Below are 24,814 nucleotides of genomic sequence, written 5' to 3'. Positions count from 1 at the left end.
GACAAAGCGGGCGGGAGGTTTCCGCAAGTGTAGTTAAAGCTGAAAAAAAGAGCAATATTAGGCACTTACCGATCGTCTTTAAACCGGAATGTAAGAGTCGGCCAACCTCCGGCCAATCGACCCTTGCGCACCCATTGAAAAAATCCATGGGATGCCCTGCCCGACAGCGCCCGTCTCCCGATTACACACGGTTAATTGAGATAACGTCACTTCGGAGACGATTTAAAGCGGGGAAAGTACGTATCCGGTGCTCGGCATGCCAAAGGCGCCGGCCTCGACCCGTGGCGGCGGCACGTCGCCACGGCACGCGCATCGAAACGGCGCGTTTTTCGACAGGAACAGAAGGATAACGTTCCATGGGCCTGTCAGGTTTACCTGCGCATGATCATGGTGCGGCGCGCTTGCCCCGCCGCCGTGCGCACCATGTGGGAACGTGCCTGAAACCGATTCCGGACGACCGCGATAACTCGTTGTTTTATCGATAATTTGTCGTGATTGTGCAACGCACAAAAAATACTTGACATCCGTTTTCTCTGCCCTAAAATAGGCCTCATTGCTGCGTTGCACAAAGCACGCGGCGCCGAAGTTCCCCAGTGTAGTGCCCTTTATTTCTGCGATCGACGTGATCGCTTTTCAGGAGCTTGACATGTCCTTGCTGACCCCCGAGCAAATCGCCGCCGCCCAAAAAGCCAACCTCGAAAGCCTGTTCGGTCTGACGACCAAGGCGTTCGAAGGCGTCGAAAAGCTGATCGAACTCAACCTTCAGGTCGTGAAGTCGACGCTGGCCGAGGGCCAGGAAAACGCACAGCGTCTGCTGTCGGTGAAGGACGCGCAGGAACTGATCGCGCTGCAAGCGAGCCTGTCGCAGCCGGTCGCGGAAAAGGTGCTGTCGTACGGCCGTCACCTGTACGAAATCGCATCGTCGACGCAAGCCGAGTTCGCGAAGGTTGCCGAAGCGCAGTTCGAAGAGCAGAACAAGAAGGTCCAGGCACTCGTCGACAACGTCGCGAAGAACGCCCCGGCCGGTTCGGAAACGGCTGTCGCCGCACTGAAGTCGGCACTGAACGCTGCGAACACCACGTACGAAACGGTTCAGAAGGCCACGAAGCAAGCCGTCGAAATCGCCGAAACGAACTTCAACGCTGCTGCTGCCGTCGCAACGAAGGCTGCAACCGCCGCTGCCGCACGTCGTTCGAGCAAGCCGGCCGCGTAAGCGTCCCCTGCTCCTGAAAGAGCCGCGCCCAGCGCGGCTTTTTCGTTTCTGGCGCAAGAACGCGCGCGGGAGCAGCAAACCGCCCGTTCCGATCGATCGCCTGTCGCACGCCGCGCAAAAAAAACGCCGCCGCCCGGTTTGCCCGGGCGGCGGCGTTTTTTTTGGCCGGCACTTGGGGTGCCGGGCCGATCGCGTTACTTCTTGCGCTGCGGCGGCAAGTCGGTACAGACGCCTTCGTACAGCTCGGCGGCCATGCCGACCGATTCGCCGAGCGTCGGGTGCGGATGGATCGTCTTGCCGATGTCTTCCGCGTCCGCGCCCATCTCCACGGCGAGGCACACTTCGCTGATCAGGTCGCCCGCGTTCAGGCCGACGATGGCCCCACCGATCACGCGATGGGTTTCCTCGTCGAAGATCAGCTTCGTGAAGCCTTCGTCGCGGCCGTTCGCGATCGCGCGGCCCGAAGCGGCCCACGGGAACACGGCCTTGCCGTACTTGATGCCCTCGGCCTTGCACTGGTCTTCGGTCTTGCCGGCCCACGCCACTTCCGGATCGGTGTAGGCCACCGACGGGATCTGCAGTGCGTCGAAGTACGCCTTTTCGCCGTGCGCGGCTTCCGCGGCGACGTGGCCTTCATGCACGGCCTTGTGCGCGAGCATCGGCTGGCCGACGATATCGCCGATCGCGAAGATGTGCGGCACGTTCGTGCGCATCTGCTTGTCGACGTCGATGAAGCCGCGATCCGTGACCGCGACGCCGGCCTTGTCGGCACCGATCTTCTTGCCGTTCGGGCTGCGGCCCACCGCGACCAGCACGAGGTCGTAGCGCTGCGCTTCCGCGGGCGCCTTCTCGCCCTCGAACTTCACGTAGATGCCGTCTTCCTTCGCTTCCGCGCCGACCGTCTTGGTCTTCAGCATCACGTTGCCGAAGCGCTTCGCGTTGTACTTTTCCCAGACCTTCACGAGATCGCGGTCGGCGCCCATCATCAGGCCGTCCATCATTTCGACGACGTCGATCTCGGCGCCGAGCGTCGCGTACACCGTCGCCATTTCGAGGCCGATGATGCCGCCGCCGATCACGAGCATGCGTTTGGGCAGCTGGCGCAGTTCGAGCGCGCCCGTCGAATCGACGACACGCGGATCTTCCGGCATGAACGGCAGCTTCACGGCCTGCGAGCCCGCGGCGATGATCGCCTGCTTGAACTTGACGACCTTCTTGCCGTTTTCGCCCTGCACTTCCATGTGATACGGATCGACGAATGCACCGACGCCCGTGACGACTTCAACCTTGCGTGCCTTCGCCATGCCGGCGAGGCCCGTCGTCAGCTTCTTGACGACGCCGCCCTTGAAGTCGCGCAGCTTGTCGAGATCGACCTCCGGCTTGCCGAACGAGATGCCGTGCGACGCGAGCGCCGCGGCTTCGTCGATCACGAGCGCCGTGTGCAGCAGCGCTTTCGACGGGATGCAGCCGACGTTCAGGCACACGCCGCCGAGCGTCGAATAGCGTTCGACGAGCACGGTCTTCATGCCGAGATCGGCTGCGCGGAACGCAGCCGAGTAGCCGCCGGGGCCGGCGCCGAGCACGAGCATGTCGCACTCGATGTCGGCGGCGCCGCCATAGCTGCCGGCTTGCGGCGCGGGTGCCGGAGCGGCCGCGGCCGGAGCCGGCGCAGCCTTCGGCGCTTCGGGCGCTTTCGCGGGTGCGGGTGCGGCTGCGCCTGCCGAGGCTTCGACGATGGCGATGATGGTGCCTTGCGAGACTTTCTCGCCGGCTTTGACCTTGACTTCCTTGACGGTGCCGGCGACGTCGCTGGGCACTTCCATGGAGGCTTTATCGGATTCGAGCGTGATGAGCGTTTGCTCTTTTTCGATCACGTCGCCGGGTTTGACGTTGACTTCGATGACATCGACGCCGCTGAAATCGCCGATATCCGGAACCTTGACTTCGATGAGACTCATGACTGTCCCCTTCTTGATTGACTGCAGACAGAGGGGGAGGAACCCGCGAGAGAACCTGACGACGGCCGGCGAAAGACCGCGAGCTTGGGCAGGACCACCTTTGCCGTCCGCCCAAGGACGCGCCTTTCTTTTGGTTACTTTTCTTTGGAAGACAAAGAAAAGTGACCGCCGCCCCGCGCAGGGGCGACGCTAATAGACCGTTAGCACAACAGGTTCAACGACGACGACGGCGTGGAGAACAACAACAAAAACCAAACCACGCCCCCGCGAGCCCCACCCCGCTCATCAAAGAATGATGCGACGGAAATCCCCGAGCAACGCCCCGAGATACGCATTGAAACGCGCGGCTTCGGCGCCATCGATGACGCGATGGTCATACGACAGCGACAGCGGCAGCATGAGCCGCGGCACGAACTGCTTGCCGTCCCACACCGGCTTCATCTGGCCGCGCGACAACCCGAGGATCGCCACTTCCGGCGCGTTGATGATCGGTGTGAAGTTCGTCCCGCCGATCCCGCCGAGCGACGAAATCGAGAAGCAGCCGCCCTGCATCTGGTCCGGCTTCAGCTTGCCTTCGCGCGCGGCCTTCGACAGGTCGCTCATTTCCTTCGCGATGTCGACGAGGCCCTTCTTGTCCGCATCGCGAATCACCGGCACGACGAGGCCGTTCGGCGTATCGGCCGCGAAACCGACGTGGAAGTACTGCTTGAACACGAGGTTGTCGCCGTCGAGGCTCGCGTTGAAGGTCGGGAATTTCTTCAGCGCGGCGACGACCGCCTTGATCACGAACGCGAGCATCGTGAACTTCACGCCCGCCTTTTCGTGTTCCTTGTTCAACTGGACGCGCAGCGCTTCGAGCTCGGTGATGTCCGCTTCGTCGTTGTTCGTGACGTGCGGGATCATCACCCAGTTGCGATGCAGGTTCGCGCCCGAGATCTTCTTGATGCGCGACAGCGGCTTCGCCTCGAACGGGCCGAACTTCGAGAAGTCGACCTTCGGCCACGGCAGCAGGTTCAGCTCGCCGCCGCCTGCCGGTGCGGCTGCCGCGGCCGGTGCCGCACGCTGGCCCGTCATCACGCCCTTCACGAAGCCCGTGACGTCGTCCTTCGTGATGCGGCCCTTCGGACCCGAGCCCTGCACGCGCGAGACTTCGACGCCGAGTTCACGCGCGAACTTGCGGACCGACGGCGATGCGTGGCTGGCGCGGTATTCGCCGGACGGCGCGGCGGCCGGTGCCGGCGCGGCCTTCGCGGGTGCAGCGGCGGGCGCCGGAGCGGCCGCGGCCGGAGCCGGTGCGCTGGCCTGCGGCGCAGCGGCAGCCGGTGCGCCGGCGGCTTCGAGCAGCACGATCAGCGTGCCTTCCGACACCGAATCGCCCACCTTCACCTTGATGTCCTTCACGACGCCGGCAGCCGGGCTCGGCACGTCCATCGTCGCCTTGTCCGACTCGAGCGTGACGAGCGACTGCTCCTTCTCGACCGTGTCGCCGACCTTCACGCCGATCTCGATCACCGGCACGTCCTTGTAGTCGCCGATGTCGGGCACCTTCACTTCGAGCGTGCCGCCGGACGCTGCCGGTGCGGCAGCGGGCGCCGCGGCGGCCGGTGCCGGCGCTGCTGCCGGTGCCGGAGCGGCGGCCGGAGCCGGAGCCGGAGCCGCGGCCGGTGCAGCCGCGCCGTTCGCCTGGGCGGCCGCGCCGCCTTCGAGCAGGACGATCAGCGAACCTTCCGACACGGAATCGCCGACCTTGACCTTGATTTCCTTCACGACGCCGCCCACCGGGCTCGGCACGTCCATCGTCGCCTTGTCCGACTCGAGCGTGACGAGCGACTGCTCGGGCTCGACCGTATCGCCGACCTTCACGCCGATCTCGATGACCGGCACGTCCTTGTAATCGCCGATATCCGGCACCTTCACTTCGATCGCTTGACTCATCTGTTTCTGTCTCCATGGCTGCGCGCGCTCCTCGCGGGAGCGGCGCGCGGCATCACACGGCGTGTGCGTTAAACGGTCATCGGGTTGGGCTTGGACGGATCGAGGTTGTACTTGGCGATCGCGTCCGCGACCACCTTGCGCTCGATCGTGCCTTCGTCGGCCAGCGCGTTGAGCGCGGCGACGGTGACCCAGTGACGGTCGACCTCGAAGAAGTGACGCAGTTTCTCGCGGGTGTCCGAACGGCCGAAGCCGTCGGTGCCCAGCACGACGAAGCGGCGATCGATCTGGCCGCGGATCTGGTCGACCAGCGCACGGACGTAGTCGGTCGATGCGATGACCGGGCCCTGCGTGTCCTTCAGGCACTTCTGCACGTGCGACAGGCGACGCTCCTCGGTCGGATGGAGCAGGTTCCAGCGCTCGACCTGATGGCCTTCGCGCGCGAGCTCGGTGAAGCTCGGCACGCTCCACAGGTCGGCGGCGACGCCCCAGTCGTTCTTCAGCAGGTCGGCAGCCGCGATCACTTCGTTGAAGATCGTGCCCGCGCCGAGCAGCTGGACGCGCGGCGCCTTCTTGTCGGCGTCGGCCTTCTTGAACGCGTACATGCCCTTGATGATGTCGGCCGCCACGTGCTCGCCCTGCGGAATCGCCGGGTGCTCGTAGTTCTCGTTCATCACCGTGATGTAGTAGTACACGTCTTCCTGGTCCTGCACCATGCGGCGCAGGCCGTCCTGGACGATCACCGCGAGTTCATAGCCGAACGTCGGGTCGTAGCTCACGCAGTTCGGCACCGATGCCGCCCACAGCAGCGAGTGACCGTCTTCGTGTTGCAGGCCTTCGCCGTTCAGCGTCGTACGGCCCGCCGTGCCGCCCAGCAGGAAGCCGCGCGAACGCATGTCGCCCGCGGCCCATGCGAGGTCGCCGATCCGCTGGAAGCCGAACATCGAATAGAAGATGTAGAACGGCACCATGATCTCGCCGTGCGTCGAATACGACGTCGCCGCCGCGATCCAGTCGCACATGCCGCCCGCTTCGTTGATGCCTTCCTGCAGGATCTGGCCCGTCTGCGATTCCTTGTAGAACATCAGCTGGTCGGAATCCTCCGGCACGTACTTCTGGCCTTCCTGGTTCCAGATACCGATCTGGCGGAACAGGCCTTCCATGCCGAACGTACGCGATTCGTCCGGGACGATCGGCACGATGCGCTTGCCGAGCGCCTTGTCCTTCAGGAGGATGTTCAGGATCCGCACGAACGACATCGTCGTCGAGATCTCGCGGCCTTCGCCCGTGCCCTTCAGCAGCGGCTCGAACGCGTCGAGCGCCGGCACCGGCAGCGACGTCGCCTTCTCGCGGCGGTGCGGCAGGTAGCCGCCGAGGTCCATGCGCTTCTGGCGCATGTATTCGAGTTCCTTCGAGCCTTCCTCGAACTTCAGGTACGGCACGTCGGCGATCTGCTCGTCGGTGATCGGCAGGCGGAACTGGTCACGGAACTTCTTCAGTTGCTCGACCGGCAGCTTCTTCTGCTGGTGCGTGATGTTCATCGCCTGGCCCGACTCGCCCATCCCGTAGCCCTTGATGGTCTTCGCGAGGATGACGGTCGGCGCGCCCTTCGTGTTGGTGGCTTCGTGGAACGCCGCGTAGATCTTGTGCGGATCGTGGCCGCCGCGGTTCAGCGCCCAGATGTCGTCGTCCGACCAGTCGGCGACGAGCGCCTTCAGTTCAGGCGTGTTGAAGAAGTGCTCGCGAACGAACGCGCCCGACTCCGACTTGTACGTCTGGTATTCGCCGTCGACGCATTCCATCATCCGGCGCATCAGCGCACCCGTCTTGTCGCGGGCGAACAGCGCATCCCAGCGGCTGCCCCAGATGACCTTGATCACGTTCCAGCCGGCGCCGCGGAATTCCGATTCGAGTTCCTGGATGATCTTGCCGTTGCCGCGCACCGGGCCGTCGAGACGCTGCAGGTTGCAGTTGATCACGAACACGAGGTTGTCGAGCTTCTCGCGGCTCGCCATGCCGATCGCGCCGAGCGATTCCGGCTCGTCCGTCTCGCCGTCGCCGAGGAACGCCCATACCTTGCGGCCTTCCGTCTTCGCGATGCCGCGCGACTCCAGGTACTTCATGAAGCGTGCCTGGTAGATCGCCATGATCGGGCCGAGACCCATCGACACGGTCGGGAACTGCCAGAAGTCCGGCATCAGCCACGGGTGCGGGTACGACGAAATGCCCTTGCCGTCGACTTCCTGGCGGAAGTTGTCGAGCTGCTCTTCCTTCAGGCGGCCGAGCAGGAACGCGCGCGAGTATACGCCCGGCGACGAGTGGCCCTGCACGAACACGAGATCGCCGCCGTGCTGGTCGGACGCCGCGTGCCAGAAGTGGTTGTAGCCGACGTCATAGAGCGTCGCGGCCGACGCGAACGACGCGATGTGGCCGCCGACGTTGGTGTCCTTGCCTGCGCGCAGCACCATCGCCAGCGCGTTCCAGCGCGTGTACGAACGGATGCGGTGCTCGATGTCCTGGTCGCCCGGAATCTTCGCCTGGGCTTCGAGCGGAATCGTGTTGATGTACGGGGTATTGGCGGAGAACGGCAGGTGTTCGCCGTGCATGCGGGCGAATTCGATCTGCTTTTCGATCAGGTAATGCGCACGGCCGGTGCCCACGGAGGAGATCACGCCATCGAGCGACTCGAGCCACTCGACGGTTTCTTGCGGGTCGTCGTCACGTTCGGCGGCGACATATTTCATCACTTCGTTCGGTACAGCGGACATTCTCGTCTCCTGGGTCCTGGAATGTGAGGATCGCTCTCGTGCAGACGTCGCGACGCGGCCGGCTGCGGGCAAGCTCCGACGGATTGTAATGAGCGTGGACGGGCCTGCGCAACAAAATTTTCGAATCGTGAGATCTTTTCTCACCATACGAAATATTGCTGCGCTGCACCTATATTTCAGGGCTCCGCAGCCCGTCTCGTCGGAACAAAACCGTTTCCGTTCAACATATCCGGTATAGGTTTTCCATGTATTGCGCTGCGCTACAATCCTGCCATGTTGACCGATCGGCTTTTCGCACGCTCGGCGCGACCGCCGGGCCCGCCGGCGGAGTCGCAGCCGTCCCGTTGGCACCACGGACCGTGGTGGTCCAACTCCTATTTGCTGACGCCGCTGCTGTCGATCCTGGTGTTCCTCGTCGTGATGAGCCTCATCCTGTGGAGCCTCAACCGGCGCGAACAGCAGCAGCAGGAAGACACCCTCTTTCGCAACGTCGCGTGGGCCCAGCAGCAGATCCGCCTGTCGATGACGGGCGCGCAGGAACAGTTGCAGGCGCTGTCGCGCGACCTCGCATCCGGCCGCCTCGACCAGAACGCGTTCCAGATGGCCGTCGCCGACGTGATGCAGACGCATCCGGAAATCCTCTACCTGAACTGGTACACGGCGCCGGGCGTGCAGCGCTGGCCGGCCGTGCATCCGCCGCTGCTCGGCCAGCGGCTCGCGAAGCCCGGCGACGCGCAGATGCAGGACGCCGTGCGCGGTGCGTACGACGAGGCGCGCAGCACGCGCCGCCAGGCCTATTCGCCGCTGATCTACGACGACTTCGGCAACGGCTTCATCACGTTGCAGACGCCCGTGATGCGCGGCGACCGCGAATATCTCGGCTCGATCGCCGCGGTGTTCTCCGTCGAGGGCATCCTGAAGCACGACATCCCGCAGGAACTGTCGTCGAAGTACAAGATCTCGATCACCGATTCGAACAATCGCGAACTGTCGTCCACGTCGACGCGCCCGCGCCTGCCGCGCGACTCGCACTACGATCTCCCGCTCGACCCGCCCGGCCAGGGGCTGACGGTGCGCGTGTACGCGTTCCCGCAACTCACGAACCTGACCAACAACACGCTCGTGTGGCTGGTCGCCGGCCTGTCCTGCTTCGTGCTGTGGAGCCTCTGGAGCCTGTGGAAGCACACGCGCCAGCGCTTCGAGGCGCAGCAGGCGCTGTATGCGGAAGCGTTCTTCCGCCGCGCGATGGAAAACTCGGTGCTGATCGGCATGCGCGTGCTCGACATGCATGGCCGCATCACGCACGTGAACCCCGCGTTCTGCCGGATGACCGGCTGGGACGAAACCGATCTCGTCGGCAAGGTCGCGCCGTTCCCGTACTGGCCGCGCGACGCATACCCGGAAATGCAGCGCCAGCTCGACATGACGCTGCGCGGCAAGGCGCCGAGCTCGGGCTTCGAGCTGCGCGTGCGGCGCAAGAACGGCACGCTGTTCCATGCGCGCCTGTACGTGTCGCCGCTGATCGACAGTTCGGGCCGCCAGACCGGCTGGATGTCGTCGATGACCGACATCACCGAGCCGAAGCGCGCGCGCGAAGAGCTCGCGGCCGCGCACGAACGCTTCACGACGGTGCTCGAAAGCCTCGACGCCGCGGTGTCGGTGCTCGCCGCCGACGAAGCCGAGCTGCTGTTCGCGAACCGCTACTACCGCCACCTGTTCGGGATTCGCCCGGACGGCCACCTCGAACTGTCCGGCGGCGGCTTCGACCGCGCGCAGGCGTCGTCCGACTCGATCGACATGGTCGACGCGTTCGCGGGCCTGCCGGCCGCCGCGCTGACGAGCAGCACGGCCGATGCGCAGGAAGTGTACGTCGAGAGCATCCAGAAGTGGTTCGAGGTGCGCCGCCAGTACATCCAGTGGGTGGACGGCCATCTCGCGCAGATGCAGATCGCGACCGACATCACGACCCGCAAGAAGGCGCAGGAACTCGCGCACCAGCAGGAAGAAAAGCTGCAGTTCACGAGCCGATTGATGACGATGGGTGAAATGGCGTCGTCGATTGCTCACGAATTGAATCAGCCGCTCGCCGCGATCAACAACTACTGCTCGGGCACGCTCGCGCTCGTGAAGAGCGGCCGCGGCACGCCCGAGACGCTGCAGCCCGCGCTGGAAAAGACCGCGCAGCAGGCGCTGCGCGCCGGGATGATCGTCAAGCGGATCCGCGAATTCGTGAAGCGCAGCGAGCCGAAGCGCCAGCCGGCGCGGGTCGCGGACATCGTCGCCGACGCGGTCGGGCTCGCCGAAATCGAGGCCAGAAAGCGCAGGATACGGATCGTCACGGAAATCCTCGCAAGAATGCCTATTATTTATGTCGACCCCGTGCTGATCGAACAGGTGCTGATGAACCTGATGAAGAACGCAGCCGAGGCGATGGCCGACGTGAAGCCGGCGTCGGTGGACGGCGTGATCCGCGTCGTCGCCGACATCGATGCGGGCTTCGTCGACATCCGTGTGATTGACCAGGGCCCGGGCGTCGACGAAGCGACCGCCGAGCGCCTGTTCGAACCGTTTTACAGCACCAAGTCCGATGGCATGGGCATGGGGCTGAACATCTGCCGTTCGATCATCGAATCGCATCGGGGGCGTCTGTGGGTGGTCAACAACGTCGAGCCGGATGGCCGCATTTCCGGCGCGACGTTCCACTGCAGTCTGCCCATTGGGGAACCCGCTGATCTCGGCCAAGGGGGGCGCGAGGCATCGGCATCACATACCGTTACGGGAGAACTATGAATAGCCCTGTCACCACCACTCAGGAAACCGTCTTTGTCGTCGACGACGACGAGGCCGTACGGGACTCGCTGCGCTGGCTGCTGGAGGCGAACGGCTATCGCGTTCAATGCTTCTCGAGCTCCGAGCAGTTCCTCGATGCGTACCAGCCGGCGCAGCAGGCCGGCCAGATCGCTTGCCTGATCCTCGACGTGCGGATGTCGGGCATGAGCGGCCTCGAATTGCAGGAACGCCTCATCGCCGACAATGCCGCGCTGCCGATCATCTTCGTCACCGGTCACGGCGACGTGCCGATGGCCGTGTCGACGATGAAAAAGGGTGCGATGGACTTTATCGAGAAACCGTTCGACGAAGCCGAGCTGCGCAAGCTCGTCGAGCGGATGCTCGACAAGGCCCGAAGCGAAAGCAAGAGCGTCCAGGAGCAGCGTGCCGCGAGCGAACGGCTGTCGAAGCTGACCGCGCGCGAGCAGCAGGTGCTCGAGCGGATCATCGCGGGCCGCCTGAACAAGCAGATCGCCGACGACCTCGGCATCAGCATCAAGACCGTCGAGGCGCACCGGGCGAACATCATGGAAAAGCTCAACGTCAACACGGTGGCCGATCTGCTGCGCCTCGCGCTGTCGAAGAAACAGGCCTGAGCATGTTCCCCGGCCGCGGCGGCGCTGCCCGCCCGGCCCGCAACCGGTGTTTTCCGCCCCGCGCGATGCGGCCCACTCGCGCGGCGGCAGCCGTTCCTCCCGGCGCACGAGCGCCGCGGCCATGACGCTTCCCGTTGATTCGCTGTCGGACGGCGGCAGGCGAACGGTATAATTACGTGCTTTGCTACGGCGCTTCGGGCGCCGTACGCCCGCATTCCAACTTCCCGGCAGAACCCACCACCATGACAGCCCTCCTCATCGACGGCAACGCCCTTTCGAAGACCTTGCGCGGTCAGGCCGCCGAACGCGCCGCCGCGCTGACCGCACGCGGCCACCAGCCCGGTCTCGCGGTGATCCTCGTCGGCGCCAACCCGGCGAGCGAAGTCTACGTGCGCAACAAGATCAAGGCATGCGAGGACAACGGTTTCTTCTCGCTGAAGGATGCGTACCCGGCCACGCTGTCGGAAGCCGACCTGCTCGCGCGCATCGACGAACTGAACCGCGACCCGAAGATCCACGGCATCCTGGTCCAGCTGCCGCTGCCCGCGCATATCGACAGCCACAAGGTGATCGAGGCGATCGCGCCGGAGAAGGACGTCGACGGCTTTCACGTCGCGAACGCCGGTGCGCTGATGACCGGCAAGCCGCTGTTCCGCCCGTGCACGCCGTACGGCGTGATGAAGATGTTCGAAGCGCACGGCATTGCGCTGCAAGGCGCGAACGCGGTCGTGATCGGCCGCTCGAACATCGTCGGCAAGCCGATGGCGATGATGATGCTCGACGCCGGCGCGACCGTGACGATCTGCCACAGCAAGACGCGCGACCTCGCCGCGCATACGCGTCAGGCCGACATCGTGGTCGCCGCGGTCGGCAAGCGCAACATCCTGACCGCCGACATGGTGAAGCCGGGCGCGACGGTGATCGACGTCGGCATGAACCGCGACGACGCGGGCAAGCTGTGCGGCGACGTCGATTTCACGGGCGTGAAGGAAGTCGCCGGCTACATCACGCCGGTGCCGGGCGGCGTCGGCCCGATGACCATCACGATGCTGCTGATCAACACGATCGAATCCGCCGAACGCGCCGCTGCCGCCGCAGCCTGACGCCCCACCCGCTCAGCCGGCGCGCGGTTCCGTGCGCCGGCGCCTCGCCAGCCGCAATCGCGCAGCCGCATCGCGCCAGCCGGCACGCCCGACACCGCGCATCCGACCCTGCGTCAATCGCACCGTTAGAAACTAACGATTGGAAAGCGCGCGAGGCGCCCCAATAATATTGATATCGGGCGCGTTCGCGCCCCGCCGCCGTTACCCTTTTCATCCCGGTTCATCCGGCAACAGACAGGGAGTCTTATGTCCGCCAGCGCCAATACCAATCCGCTCCTCGACTTCTCCGGCCTGCCCCGTTTCGGCGAGATCCGGCCGGAGCATGTGACGCCCGCGCTCGACACGCTGCTCGCTGCCGCCAGCCGCGCGGTCGAAGCGGCGAGCGCGAGCGAGACGCCGTCGACCTGGGCCACCGTGGTCGAGACGGTCGAGCAGGCCACGGAGCCGCTCGGCCGCGCATGGGGCATCGTCGGCCACCTGAACGCAGTCGCCGACACGCCCGAACTGCGGGCTGCCTACGGTGAAAACCTGCCGCGCGTGACCGAGTTCTGGTCGAGCGTCGGCCAGAACCTCGCGCTGTACGAAAAATACAAGGCGATCGCCGCGAGCGCCGAATACGCGACGCTGTCCGCCGAGCGCAAGAAGATCCTCGACAATGCGCTGCGCGACTTCCGCCTGTCGGGCGCCGAGCTGCCCGAGGACCAGAAGCCGCGCTTCGCGGAACTGCAGGAACAGCAGGCCGCGCTGTCGAAGGCGTTCTCCGATCATGTGCTCGACGCGACCAACGCGTACGCGTACTTCGCCAAGGACGAAGCCGAGCTGGCCGGCCTGCCCGGCGACGCGATTGAAGCCGCCCGCGAAGCTGCCCAGAAGGACGGCAAGGAAGGCTGGAAATTCACGCTGCATTTCCCGTCGTACTTCCCGGTGCTGCAATACGCCGACAACCGCGCGCTGCGCGAGACGCTCTACCGCGCCTATGCGACCCGCGCATCGGAACTCGGGCCGCAGTACGGCGACGGCAAGGCCGAATGGGACAACACGGCGATCGTCGCCGACGCGCTGAAGCTGCGCCGCGAAGAGGCGCAGATGCTCGGCTATCGCAACTTCGCCGAAGTATCGCTCGCGCCGAAGATGGCCGAATCGCCGCAGCAGGTGATCGCGTTCCTCGAGGATCTCGCGACGCGCGCACGCCCGCACGCGGACAAGGACTGGGACGAGCTGCGCACGTTCGCCGCGAAGGAACTCGGCCTCGCCGAACTCGCGCCGTGGGACGTCGCATACGCGGCCGAAAAGCTCCGCCAGCAGCGCTATGCGTTCTCGGAAAACGAGGTCAAGCAGTACTTCCCGGAACCGGCCGCGCTGAAGGGCCTGTTCACCGTCACCGAGACGCTGTTCGGCGTGAAGATCAAGCCGGACGACGCGCCGGTATGGCACAAGGACGTGCGCTTCTTCCGCGTCGAGAATCGCGACGGCTCGCTCGTCGCGCAGTTCTATCTCGACCTGTACGCGCGCGAAGGCAAGCGCGGCGGCGCGTGGATGGACGACGCACGTTCGCGCGCGAAGCGCGGCAGCGACGTGCAGACGCCCGTCGCGTACCTGACCTGCAACTTCTCCGCGCCGGTCGGCGGCAAGCCCGCGTGCTTCACGCACGACGAGGTCATCACGCTGTTCCATGAATTCGGCCACGGGCTGCACCACATGCTCACGCGCGTCGACGAACTCGGCGTGTCGGGCATCAACGGCGTCGAATGGGATGCGGTCGAACTGCCGTCGCAGTTCATGGAAAACTTCTGCTGGGAATGGGACGTGCTGTCGTCGATGTCGTCGCACGTCGATACGGGCGCCGCGCTGCCGCGCGAGCTGTTCGACAAGATGATCGCCGCGAAGAACTTCCAGAGCGGGCTCGGCACGCTGCGCCAGATCGTGTTCTCGATGTTCGACATGCTGCTGCACGTCGACTTCGACCCGGCCGGCGCCACCGGCGTGACCGCATTCGCGCGCGAGATCAACGAGCGCTATCACGTGATCCCGCAGGCGGCGTTCTCGCGCTGGCCGAACACGTTCAGCCATATCTTCGCGGGCGGCTACGCGGCCGGCTACTACAGCTACAAGTGGGCCGAAGTGCTGTCGGCCGATGCGTACGCGGCGTTCGAGGAAGCGGCCGCCGCCAGCGGCAGCGTGCTCGACGCGGCAACCGGCACGCGCTATCGCCGCGAAATCCTCGAGGTCGGCGGCAGCCGTCCGGCGATGGAGTCGTTCAAGGCGTTCCGCGGCCGCGAGCCGCAGATCGACGCGCTGCTGCGCCACAACGGGATGGCCGCGCCCGCGCACTGAGCGCGTCGCCCGGCCGCACCGGCAGCATCGACAGGCACCGCTTCGGCGGTGCTTTTTTCATGGCGCGGACGATTCGTCGTCGAACAGCAGGAATTGCCCGTGGCGCTCGGCCGTGTCCTCGTCGATACGCACGCCGACGCCGAGCAGTCGCACCGGCTGCGCGCGCCGCAACAGCCCCTTCGCAAGCAGCGTGACGGCCGTCTCGGCATTCGTCGCGTCGGCCACGCACTCGACCGTCGTGCGCTGGAAATCGGCGAAGCGAATCTTCACGTACAGCTTGCGGATCGACCGCGCGGCGCCCGCACGATCGATCCGCGCGTCGAGCTGCACGACGAGGCGGCGGATTTCATCCGCGCATTGCTCGAGCGTCGTCAGGTCGGTCACGTAGGTCGTCTCGACGCTGACCGACTTGCGCTCCTGATCGGCCTGCACGGGCCGCTCGTCGATCCCGCGCGACAGTTCGTACAGCCGCCGCCCGAACGCGCCGAATTCGCGGTGCAGGTCGATCAGCGGCCAGTCGCGCAACTGCGCGCAAGTCTGGATGCCGAGCCGGTCGAGCCGCGTGGCCGTCACCTTGCCCACGCCGTGCAGCTTGCGCACCGGCAGCGCCGCGACGAACGCGTCGATCTCGTGCGGCCGCACGACGAACAGCCCGTCGGGCTTGTTCCAGTCGGACGCGATCTTCGCGATGAACTTGTTCGGCGCGACGCCCGCCGACACGGTCACGCCGACCGTGTCGCGCACGCGCTCGCGGATCTCGCGCGCAATCAGCGTCGCGCTGCCCTGGCATCGCTCCGACCCGCTGACGTCGAGGTACGCCTCGTCGAGCGACAGCGGCTCGACGTCGGGCGTGTAGTCGCGATAGATCGCCATGATCTGCCGCGACGCCGCGCGGTACTTGTCCATCGCCGACGGCAGGATCAGCAGGTCCGGACACTTGCGCATCGCCAGTGCCGACGACATCGCCGAATGCACGCCGTAGCGCCGCGCCTCGTAGTTGCAGGTCGCGATCACGCCGCGCTGGTCGGGGCGGCCGCCGACCGCGAGCGGCCGGTTGCGCAGCGACGGATCGTCGCGCATCTCGACCGATGCGTAGAAGCAGTCGCAGTCGCAGTGGATGATCTTGCGCGCGCGCGGCGGCGCGTCGCCGGGCGGCAGCGCGTGCGGATCGGCAGGCGGGATGGTGGTCGGGTTCACGGTGCCGATACTGTACAAAAACACAGTTCCGGTTTCAAGATCGCCGTGCAACCGCGTCGGGCCGCCGCCGGGAATGCAACATTCGCCGGCATTGGCCGCGCCCCGTACCGGCGTTCACTTCCGGGGCAATGGCCTGCCCTCGCGCCTGCCGATCGGCAGGCATCACGCGTTGCGGTGCCGCTGCCCCCCTCAATCGCGACGGCCGGCTTACATACGCACCACGTCTGCCACGGTCTTCTTGCGATCCTTGAACTGATAGATCGAAATCGCGGCATGCTTCAGGTCGCCGTGCGCGTCAAACGAGATCGTCCCCGTCACACCGTCGTACTGCGTCGAAGGCATCGCCGCGAGCACCTTCGCCCGATCGATCGACCCGGCGCGCTGGATTGCGTCGTAAATGACATACACCGCATCGTAAGCGAAGGGCGCGTACGCATCGATCCGCGTTCGATAGCGGGCAACATAGCGGTTGCTGAAATCCTGCCCTTTCGGCATCTTCGAGAGCGGAAGCCCTGCCTCCGAACACACGAGATTGTCGATCGCATCCCCCGCCAGACCGACCATCTTGTCGGTGCATGCGCCGTCTCCGCCGAGCACGCGCGCCCGGATGCCCAGATTCGCGGCCTGCTTCACCAGTGGCCCCGCGGTCGCGTCCGATCCACCGTACATGATCACGTCAGGCTGAAGACCCTTGACCTTCGTCAGAATTGCACGAAAGTCGATCGCCTTGTCGTTCGTCGCCTCGCGCGTGACGATCCGGGCACCCGACGCTTTCGCCGCCTGCTCGAACTCGTTCGCGAGGCCTTGTCCGTAAGCGGTCGAATCGTCGATGACCGCGATGCGCGTCGCGTGAAGCGTGCCGATTGCGTACCGGGCAAGGGCCGGCCCCTGCATCGCGTCGGTTGCCACCAGGCGGAACGCCGTCTTGTACCCCTGCTGCGTAAAGACCGGATTCGTCGACCCCTGCGATATCTGCGTAACATTCGCATCGCGGTAGATGCGGGAAGCCGGGATCGACACGCCTGAGTTGATATCGCCAACGACCGCGACGACGCCGTCGTCGACCAGCTTTTGGGCAATCTGCGTGCCCGTGCGCGGGTCGGCCGCGTCATCCTGCGAATCGAGCTGGAAGCGTACCGGCTTGCCGCCGACGACCGGATGCCGGCTGTTGATTTCGTCGATCGCGAGGCGGGCGGCATTCTCGCTGTCCTTGCCCATGTTCGCCAGTTGCCCGGTGAGCGGCGCAGCATGGCCGACGAGCACCACGGTCTGATTGTCCGCGCGGGCTTGCACACTTGCCGCGACGAGTAGAACGGCGGTGCCGACGAGCGGCAGGCGAGGAAAATTGGGCTTCACGGGGCAACTCCGGTATCGAAGTGATCGAACGGCGCAGTCGCGATGATGTCCGCTCATCCGACCGCATGCAGCCCAGTGTTCAATCGCCGAAATTCCGCGTCCAACAACAAATTGCATTCGTCGCCCACAAATAAAATCTATCGTGTCGCACGGCCATCATCGGAAAATCGTCGAACACTGCAGCCGATCCGGTCTGATTCGTGCAATTGGGGCCGCCCTCACCCGACAAGATTTTCCATGATCGAGCCAACAATTTTTCTCGCCACAACGGCAAACGCATCGCGTTAAACTGCCGCTCAATCCCACAGCGTTGGGCGTGCGACATGAACATGCGTTTTCTCGAGACCTTTGTCTGGCTGGCCCGCCTGCGCAACTTCCGCCTGACTGCCGAACGCATGCATGCGACCCAGGCCGCCATATCGAGCCGCATTTCCGCCCTCGAGCAGGAAATGGGCGTGCGGCTGTTCGACCGGGGACCACGAGAGGTCACGCTGACCCAGGTGGGCACGAAGGCGCTCCCCTTCGCGGAACAGATCCTCAAGCTGAATCAGAACATGCTCGAGAGCGTCGGCGACCGGTCGAAGATTTCAGGACTGCTGAGGCTCGGTGCGGTGGAATCGATCATTCATACGTGGCTGCCCGAATTGCTCAGGCGCGTACGCGACGAATACCCGAATCTCACCATCGAGCTGACCGGCGACACTTCATCTCACCTGGTTGCCCAGCTTGCCAGCGGCCACATCGACGTGGCCCTGCAGACCACACCGGCCACGGGTGCGGAAGCGTCCAGCATCATGCTCGGCAGTCTGCCCATGTGCTGGATCGCGAGTCCGTCGCTCAGCATCTCGGACGAGGCACTTTCAGAAGCGGAACTCGCTGCATTCCCGATCATCGGATTCGCACGCCACTCCCTGCCGCACACGTTCCTGGTCGATCTCTTCGAGTCGGTCGGCGAACCCACCGCCCAGATCAACTGCATGTCGTCGGTCGCGGCGATCATCCACATGGTGGTCGACGGCTTCGGCATCGCCGTATTGCCAAGTGCGTTCGTCATGAAGGAACTGGCAGCCGGTCGACTGCAAATGCTCAAGGTCACGCACCGCGTGCCCGCACTGCCGTTGATCGCCGCGTACCGCCGCAATCCGGATACCCTCCTGCCGGAATCGATCGCTCGACTGGCGCTCGCCGTCATGCTCGACTTTGCGCTTGCGAACGGCCCGCAATTTGCCCTTCTCCCCGACACCGACAACACATCCCCCTCCAACATCTGATCCGGAGCGACGCTCATGGGCATGGCACAGCGCATTTCAATTCAGCAACTCGCTCCCGAGGCGTGCGCACCCTACGGCACGATGCTGGGCAAGCCACCCAGCATCGACAGCAACGTACCCGTGTTCCTGAGCCAGGCATCCGATTTCTGGCGCGAACATCTATTCGACCCGGGCACATCGGACAAGGCGGAAATTCTCTGGGTGCGATACCGCAATGGCGACATGAGCATCAACTCGCTCGAGACACACCGTCTCACCGAGCAGGCCATCGTCCCGCTGACAGGTACGGTCATCCATGTCGTCGCCTGTTCGACCCCGGATGGCACACCGGACATGGCAACGCTACGTGCATTCCGCATTGCTCCGGGAGCAGGCATGGTGATGCGCCCTCACACCTGGCATACGACGCGCGTGACGCAGCCCGAGGTCACCTGCCTGATGTTGACCCGTCCGTCGACGACATGCGATCTCGTCGTCCACTTGCGGACCGGAGCGCCGGCATGCGAAAGCGAAATCCGCGCGATCGCGCCGCACTGCATCGATTGACGCGGCTTGCAGGCGGCCAGCGCCGTACCGGCCCGCTTTGCGCGGATCGTACCGGCCGGGCCTAGGCAGCGGCGCCTATACTCGTCTGCCGCGACACACGAAACGCCAAGGTGATGAATGAAGACGATCGGATTGATCGGCGGGATGAGCTGGGAATCGTCGGCCGAGTACTATCGGCTGATCAACCGCCACTCGAAGGCATTGCACGGCGGCCACCACAATGCAAAGAGCGTGCTGGTCACGGTCGACTTCGCCGAAATCGAAGCGCTCCAGCGCACGCACGACTGGGCAGCGCTCGGCGAACGGATGGCCGATGCCGCACGGCAGCTCGAAGCGGCCGGCGCCGATCTCGTCGTGCTGACGACCAATACGATGCATCGCGTGCACGACGCGATCGAAGCCGCGGTGACGCTGCCGTTCCTGCACATCGCCGATCCGACCGGCAGCGCGCTGCGCGACGCGGGCGTCGAGCGTGTCGCCCTGCTCGGCACGCGCTACACGATGGAGTTGCCGTTCTATGCGGAGCGGCTGCGCGGGAAGTTCGGGATGGAGGTGCTCGTGCCGGATGAAAGCGGGCGCGACGACGTGCACCGCATCATCTACGACGAGCTGTGCCACGGCGTCGTCGACGCGGCGTCGCGCACGACGTACGTGTCGATCATCGAAGGACTGGCGAAGCGCGGCGCCCAGGCCGTGATCCTCGGCTGCACGGAAATCACGCTGCTGATCGGCGCGGACGACTCGCCGCTGCCGGTGTTCGACACGACCGCGCTGCATGCGAAGGCGGCAGTCGAGTGGGCGGCGCGCTGAACGGCGCGCAGAAAACGAAAAACCCGGCACGAAGCCGGGTTTTTTGCCGACGAAGTGCGCATCGGTCAATTGCGCTGCACATCGTCTGGTGTGCTTGGTTGCGGGGACAGGATTTGAACCTGTGACCTTCGGGTTATGAGCCCGACGAGCTGCCAGACTGCTCCACCCCGCGTCAGAGAAATAAATTATAGGGTGAGGAAGTACTCACGTCAACACTTTTGTCACAATTTCTACTTCCACTGCCCAGGCGTCGATGCGCGACACGTGCGCGACGCTGCATGACGCGTGCGTTCGCACCCCATGCTCGCGGTAAGATGGCGGCCTTCGCATTCACGCCGCACACACCCTCCCGTTCATGAAAATCGCCACCTGGAACGTCAACTCGCTCAATGTCCGCAAACAGCATGTGCTCGACTGGCTCGCGCAAAGCCGAGTCGACGTACTGTGCCTGCAGGAACTGAAGCTGCCGGACGAGAAATTCCCGCGCGCCGATCTCGAGGCCGCCGGCTACCGCAGCTGGTTCACGGGCCAGAAGACCTACAACGGCGTCGCGATCCTCGCGCGCGACACGCTCGCCGTCGACGAATCGGACATCGTGCGCAACATCCCGGGCTTCGACGATCCGCAGCAGCGCGTGATCGCCGCGACGGTCGACGGCGTGCGCATCGTGTCCGCCTACTTCCCGAACGGCCAGGCGCTCGACTCCGACAAGTTCGTCTACAAGATGCAGTGGCTCGACGCACTGCAGGCGTGGCTGCGCACCGAGTTGCAGCGTCACCCGAAGCTCGCGCTGCTCGGCGACTACAACATCGCACCGGAAGACCGCGACGTGCACGATCCCGCGAAATGGGAGGGCCAGAACCTCGTGTCGCCGCAGGAGCGCGCGCACTTCGCGCAGTTGATCGAACTCGGCTTCGTCGATGCGTTCCGCCGCTTCGAGCAGCCCGAGAAGACCTTCACGTGGTGGGACTACCGGATGATGGCGTTCCGCCGCAACGCGGGGCTGCGCATCGACCACATCCTGCTGTCGCCGGCGCTCGCGTCGTCCTGCGCGTCGTGCGAGGTCGATCGCGCGCCGCGCACGTGGGAACAGCCGTCCGACCACACGCCCGTCGTCGCGATCGTCGGCTGATCGCGCAAGCGCCCTCGCGCGATCAGCGCCGCGCGGGCGCCGGCCCGAGATGGGTCCACAGGAAGCCGAATTCGGCCGCGTCGGACTCGGCGCGTTCCAGATCGTCGGCGCTGCCGTGGCCGCCGTCCGTGTTCTCCCAGTACCACACCCGTTCGTGACCGAGCGCCCGCATGCGCGCAGCCATCTTGCGTGCATGCGCGGGATGCACGCGGTCGTCACGGGTCGACGTCGTCAGCAACAACGGCGGATACACGACACCATCGCGCACCCGGTGATACGGCGAATACGCGGCCAGCGCCGCGCCTTCGCGCGGATCGTCCGGGTCGCCGTATTCGTCGAGCCATGCGGCGCCTGCGTGCAGCTTCGGATAGCGCTGCATGTCGAGCAGCGGCACACGGCACAGCACCGCGCCGAACAGCTCCGGCCGCTGCATCATGCACGCGGCGACCAGCAGTCCGCCGTTGCTGCCGCCCTCGATCCCAAGTTGCGCGGCGGTCGTCACGCCGGTCGCGGCCAGATCCTCGGCAACCGCGATGAAATCGTCGAACGAACGCTGCCGGTGTTCGCGCTGCGCGTCGACGTGCCAGCGCGGCCCGAATTCGCCGCCGCCGCGGATGTGCGCGAACGCCATCACGCCGCCGCGTTCGAGCCAGCCGATGCCGAACGCATCGCTGTAGCCCGGCAGATTCGGAATCGCAAAGCCGCCATAGCCGGACAGCAGGCACGGCCGCGCGACGCGCGCCCCGCCTTCCGGGGCGTCGAGCGCATCGCGCGGCCCGATCAGCGTGTACGGCACCACCGTGCCGTCGCGCGAGCGCGCGCTCGCGCGGCGTACGACGAGCCCGGCGGCGTCAAACTGCACCGGCGGCCGGTCGAGCAGCACGCGGCGCGCGTGCGCATCGTCCGCGCGATCGGCAAGATCGGCCAGCCAGCATTCGGGCGGATCGAGATACGTGTCGACATCGACGTACACCTCGTCGTTCAGCGTCGATTCGACGGGCTCGATGTCGATCTGTGCATCACCTGGCCAGTCGAACGGCCGCGCGTCCCACGTCCACGCACCGTCGTCGGCCTGCCGCGGTTGCCACAGCATCGTGCGGTTGTGCACGTCGTCGAGCCAGCTCGCGATCAGCGTCGTGCGCGTGTGCGTCCACGTACAGGCGGACGTCGTCGGCCGCGGCGCGAACAGCGTCGTGAATTCGCGCGCGCCGGCGAGAAACGCCTGCTCGCGGATCGCGAGCAGCGAGCCGCCCGCGTGGCGCACGCCGTCGCAATCCCAGTCGAGGCGCGGCTCCAGCACGAGCCAGCCTTCCCAGAACCCGACCTCGACATGCGTCGGCACGTCGTAGCGCGCCCATTCGCCCGCCTCCGTCAGCCGGTACGCATGCGCGTCGAAGAAATCGACGCTGCGCCACGCGACGTGGCGGTTGTCGATCGGATCGAAGCCCGCGCCCGCGCTGATGTCGTCGGGTTCGCCGCGAAATACGACGGGCGCATCGGCAAGCGCCGTGCCGCGCACCCAGCGCCGCGCTTCATACGGATAGCCGGCCGCGGTCGCATGCGCTTCGCCGCGATCCCAGCTCACGTAGACGGTGTCGCGATCGATCCAGCCGACCGTGTGATGGCCCGGCTCGTCGATCGTGAAGCCGCCGTCGACGAAACGGCGCTCGACGAGATCGAATTCGCGCACGACGACCGCGTCGGCGCCGCCCGGCGACAGCGACAGCAGCACGCGATCGCCGTCCGGATACAGGATCGCCTCCTGCTCGAACACCCACGACTCGCCCTCTTCGGCGCCGAGCGCGTCGACGTCGAGCAGCGTTTCCCATGCCGGCTGGCCGGCCCGCCAGTCGGCCCAGCGCGTGCGGCGCCACAGTCCCTTCGGATGGAGATCGTCCTGCCACAGGTCGTACGCCCAGTCGCGCCAGCGGGTCGGAATCACCGGGCGTTCGCGCGGCAGATACGCTTTCGCGAGACGCGCGCTCAGCGCGCGATAGGCATCGTCGTCACGCAGTGCGGCGCGCGTGCGCGCATTCTGCTCGTCGACCCACGTGCGGGCACGCTTGCTGTCGAGCGCTTCGAGGAAACGGAACGGGTCGGCCCCGGCGGGCCAGCGGAAGGAATCGGACATTGGGGATCGGCGCGATGGCAAGCTGCATGCAAACCGCGATTATGTCCGATCGCGGCATGCGCGGGCCCGCGCATGCCGCGAATCGTGCTCAGGGCTCCAGATGGAGTTCCTGGATCTTGCGCGTGATCGTGTTGCGGCCGATGCCGAGCCGCTCCGCGGCCTCGACCTTGCGGCCGCGCGTGAAATCGAGCGCCTCGCGGATCACGGCCGCCTCGAAGCGGCGCGCGAGCTCGTCCATCACGTCGGCCGAGTTCTCGCGCAACAACCGCGCGACTTCGGTGCGAAGCCCGTGTTCCCACAGCGGGTAGCCGGCCGGCGCGCTGCCGTTCGCCGCACTCGCGACCGGCGCGGCGGCGACCGGCGTTGCACCGATCGCGGCAGGCGCCGCCGCGTGGCCGCCGCTGCCGTGTACGTCCGCGCCGTCGCCCGACGCGACGACCGGCGCCCCGGCCGGCACGAGATCGGGCGGCAAGTCCTTGATCTCGACCGTCTGCGCGGGCGCCATCACGGTCAACCAGTTCGCGAGATTCTCGAGCTGCCGCACGTTGCCGGGAAACGGCAGCGACGAGAGATACGCGAGCGCGTCGTCCGACACGCGCTTCGGCTCGACGCCGAGATCGCGTGCGCTCTTCTGCAGGAAGTGGCGCGTGAGCAGCGCGATGTCCTCGCTGCGTTCGCGCAGCGGCGGCAGGCGCAGCCGGATCACGTTGAGCCGGTGGTAAAGGTCCTCGCGGAACAGCCCCTGCCGCACGCGCGACTCGAGATTCTGGTGCGTCGCGGCGATCACGCGCACGTTCGCGCGCAGCGGGTTGTGGCCGCCGACCCGATAGAACTGCCCGTCCGACAGCACGCGCAACAGGCGCGTCTGCAGGTCGAACGGCATGTCGCCGATTTCGTCGAGGAACAGCGTGCCGTTCTCGGCCTGCTCGAAGCGGCCCTGCCGCGTCGTCTGCGCGCCGGTGAACGCGCCGCGCTCGTGGCCGAACAGCTCGGATTCGAGCAGATCCTTCGGAATCGCCGCCGTGTTCAGCGCGATGAACGGCCCGTTGGCGCGCGGGCTGTGACGGTGCAGCGCCCGTGCGACGAGCTCCTTGCCGGTGCCCGACTCGCCGGTGATCAGCACGGTCGCGGCCGAATGCGACAGCCGGCCGATCGCACGGAACATGTCCTGCATCGCGGGCGCCTGCCCGAGCATCTCGGGCGCCTCGGTTACGCGCTCGTCCTGCGGCACGCCGCCGCGCAGGCTTTCTTCCACCGCGCGGCGGATCAGCTCGACCGCCTTGTCGACGTCGAACGGCTTCGCGAGGTATTCGAACGCGCCGCCCTGGAACGCCGCGACGGCGCTGTCGAGATCGGAGAACGCCGTCATGATGATGACGGGCAGGCCCGGCAGCCGCTCGTGCATCGCCTGCAGCAACTCGAGGCCCGAGCCGCCCGGCATCCGGATGTCGGACACGAGTACCTGCGGCGTCTCGTGGTCGAGCGCGGCCAGCGCGTCGCGCACGTTCGCGAAACTCTTCGTCGCGAAGCTGTCCCGGGCGAGTGCCTTTTCAAGCACCCAGCGGATCGATTGGTCGTCGTCTACTATCCAGATCGGCTTCATAGGTCGGTCAGATATGGGGAAATCCGGTGAATCGC

At 65.7% G+C, this 24,814-nt stretch carries 16 protein-coding genes and 1 tRNA gene; 9 read left to right on the top strand and 8 right to left on the bottom strand.

The genetic code is table 11. The features are described 5' to 3' along the window. The first annotated feature begins 646 nt into the window (after positions 1-646). Complete coding sequence (locus C4B30_RS10650; RefSeq protein ID WP_006481973.1) at positions 647-1,213, top strand: phasin family protein; 567 nt, start codon at positions 647-649, stop codon at positions 1,211-1,213. A gap of 194 nt (positions 1,214-1,407) precedes the next feature. Here the strand turns inward: C4B30_RS10650 and lpdA are convergent, their stop codons facing one another. The 3 genes from lpdA to aceE all read right to left on the bottom strand — a co-directional run bounded on the left by lpdA (position 1,408) and on the right by aceE (position 7,871). Further along, the gene (gene lpdA, locus C4B30_RS10645) at positions 1,408-3,171 is read right to left on the bottom strand and encodes a dihydrolipoyl dehydrogenase (RefSeq protein ID WP_027784870.1); all 1,764 of its coding nucleotides are present in this window, start codon (positions 3,169-3,171) and stop codon (positions 1,408-1,410) included. A gap of 285 nt (positions 3,172-3,456) precedes the next feature. Beyond that, entirely contained in the window at positions 3,457-5,106 is a 1,650-nt protein-coding gene (gene aceF / locus C4B30_RS10635) for a dihydrolipoyllysine-residue acetyltransferase (protein WP_027784871.1), read from the bottom strand. 68 nt (positions 5,107-5,174) lie between these two features. Beyond that, positions 5,175-7,871, bottom strand: a complete 2,697-nt coding sequence (gene aceE / locus C4B30_RS10630; protein WP_027784872.1) for a pyruvate dehydrogenase (acetyl-transferring), homodimeric type — start codon at positions 7,869-7,871, stop codon at positions 5,175-5,177. 273 nt (positions 7,872-8,144) lie between these two features. Here aceE and fixL point away from each other — a divergent pair, with 273 nt between their 5' ends. From fixL to C4B30_RS10610, 4 genes are all read left to right on the top strand, one after another. After that, complete coding sequence (gene fixL, locus C4B30_RS10625) at positions 8,145-10,661, top strand: oxygen sensor histidine kinase FixL (RefSeq protein ID WP_027784873.1); 2,517 nt, start codon at positions 8,145-8,147, stop codon at positions 10,659-10,661. Next, the gene (gene fixJ / locus C4B30_RS10620; RefSeq protein ID WP_027784874.1) at positions 10,658-11,296 is read left to right on the top strand and encodes an oxygen response regulator transcription factor FixJ; all 639 of its coding nucleotides are present in this window, start codon (positions 10,658-10,660) and stop codon (positions 11,294-11,296) included. Before fixL ends, fixJ begins: the two co-directional genes overlap by 4 nt. A 242-nt stretch (positions 11,297-11,538) precedes the next feature. Beyond that, entirely contained in the window at positions 11,539-12,399 is an 861-nt protein-coding gene (folD, locus tag C4B30_RS10615) for a bifunctional methylenetetrahydrofolate dehydrogenase/methenyltetrahydrofolate cyclohydrolase FolD (RefSeq protein WP_027784875.1), read from the top strand. A gap of 246 nt (positions 12,400-12,645) precedes the next feature. Further along, positions 12,646-14,733, top strand: coding sequence for a M3 family metallopeptidase (locus C4B30_RS10610; RefSeq protein ID WP_027784876.1), 2,088 nt, complete (start codon positions 12,646-12,648; stop codon positions 14,731-14,733). A 57-nt stretch (positions 14,734-14,790) separates the two neighbouring features. Here the strand turns inward: C4B30_RS10610 and dinB are convergent, their stop codons facing one another. Next, positions 14,791-15,954 (bottom strand): DNA polymerase IV, encoded by a 1,164-nt coding sequence (dinB, locus tag C4B30_RS10605; protein WP_027784877.1) that lies wholly within the window; start codon positions 15,952-15,954, stop codon positions 14,791-14,793. 183 nt (positions 15,955-16,137) lie between these two features. Next, a complete protein-coding gene (locus C4B30_RS10600) occupies positions 16,138-17,286 on the bottom strand; it encodes a branched-chain amino acid ABC transporter substrate-binding protein (RefSeq protein ID WP_027784878.1) in 1,149 nt (382 codons plus the stop codon). Positions 17,287-17,609: 323 nt separating this feature from the next. Between C4B30_RS10600 and C4B30_RS10595 the strand changes: the two genes are divergently transcribed. From C4B30_RS10595 to C4B30_RS10585, 3 genes are all read left to right on the top strand, one after another. After that, the gene (locus tag C4B30_RS10595) at positions 17,610-18,557 is read left to right on the top strand and encodes a LysR family transcriptional regulator (RefSeq protein ID WP_027784879.1); all 948 of its coding nucleotides are present in this window, start codon (positions 17,610-17,612) and stop codon (positions 18,555-18,557) included. A gap of 15 nt (positions 18,558-18,572) precedes the next feature. Then, on the top strand, positions 18,573-19,103 hold the full coding sequence (locus C4B30_RS10590) for an ureidoglycolate lyase (RefSeq protein ID WP_027784880.1): 531 nt from the start codon (positions 18,573-18,575) through the stop codon (positions 19,101-19,103). 117 nt (positions 19,104-19,220) lie between these two features. After that, positions 19,221-19,913, top strand: coding sequence for an aspartate/glutamate racemase family protein (locus C4B30_RS10585; RefSeq protein ID WP_027784881.1), 693 nt, complete (start codon positions 19,221-19,223; stop codon positions 19,911-19,913). A 95-nt stretch (positions 19,914-20,008) separates the two neighbouring features. Here C4B30_RS10585 and C4B30_RS10580 read toward each other — a convergent pair. Beyond that, a tRNA-Met gene (locus C4B30_RS10580) sits at positions 20,009-20,085 on the bottom strand. 183 nt (positions 20,086-20,268) lie between these two features. Between C4B30_RS10580 and xth the strand changes: the two genes are divergently transcribed. Then, positions 20,269-21,045, top strand: coding sequence for an exodeoxyribonuclease III (gene xth / locus C4B30_RS10575; protein ID WP_027784882.1), 777 nt, complete (start codon positions 20,269-20,271; stop codon positions 21,043-21,045). Positions 21,046-21,067: 22 nt separating this feature from the next. Here xth and C4B30_RS10570 read toward each other — a convergent pair whose 3' ends face one another. Next, positions 21,068-23,176: a prolyl oligopeptidase family serine peptidase gene (locus C4B30_RS10570; RefSeq protein ID WP_027784883.1), complete on the bottom strand. Its 2,109-nt coding sequence runs from the start codon at positions 23,174-23,176 to the stop codon at positions 21,068-21,070. Positions 23,177-23,264: 88 nt separating this feature from the next. After that, positions 23,265-24,779: a nitrogen regulation protein NR(I) gene (gene ntrC / locus C4B30_RS10565; RefSeq protein WP_027784884.1), complete on the bottom strand. Its 1,515-nt coding sequence runs from the start codon at positions 24,777-24,779 to the stop codon at positions 23,265-23,267. Positions 24,780-24,814: the final 35 nt, after the last annotated feature.

Origin of the sequence: Burkholderia sp. BE12, from assembly GCF_002959955.1 — a bacterium.
Lineage (GTDB): Bacteria > Pseudomonadota > Gammaproteobacteria > Burkholderiales > Burkholderiaceae > Burkholderia.
The sequence above is the reverse complement of the archived record's forward strand: the minus strand, read 5'-3'. Positions and strand labels throughout refer to the sequence as shown.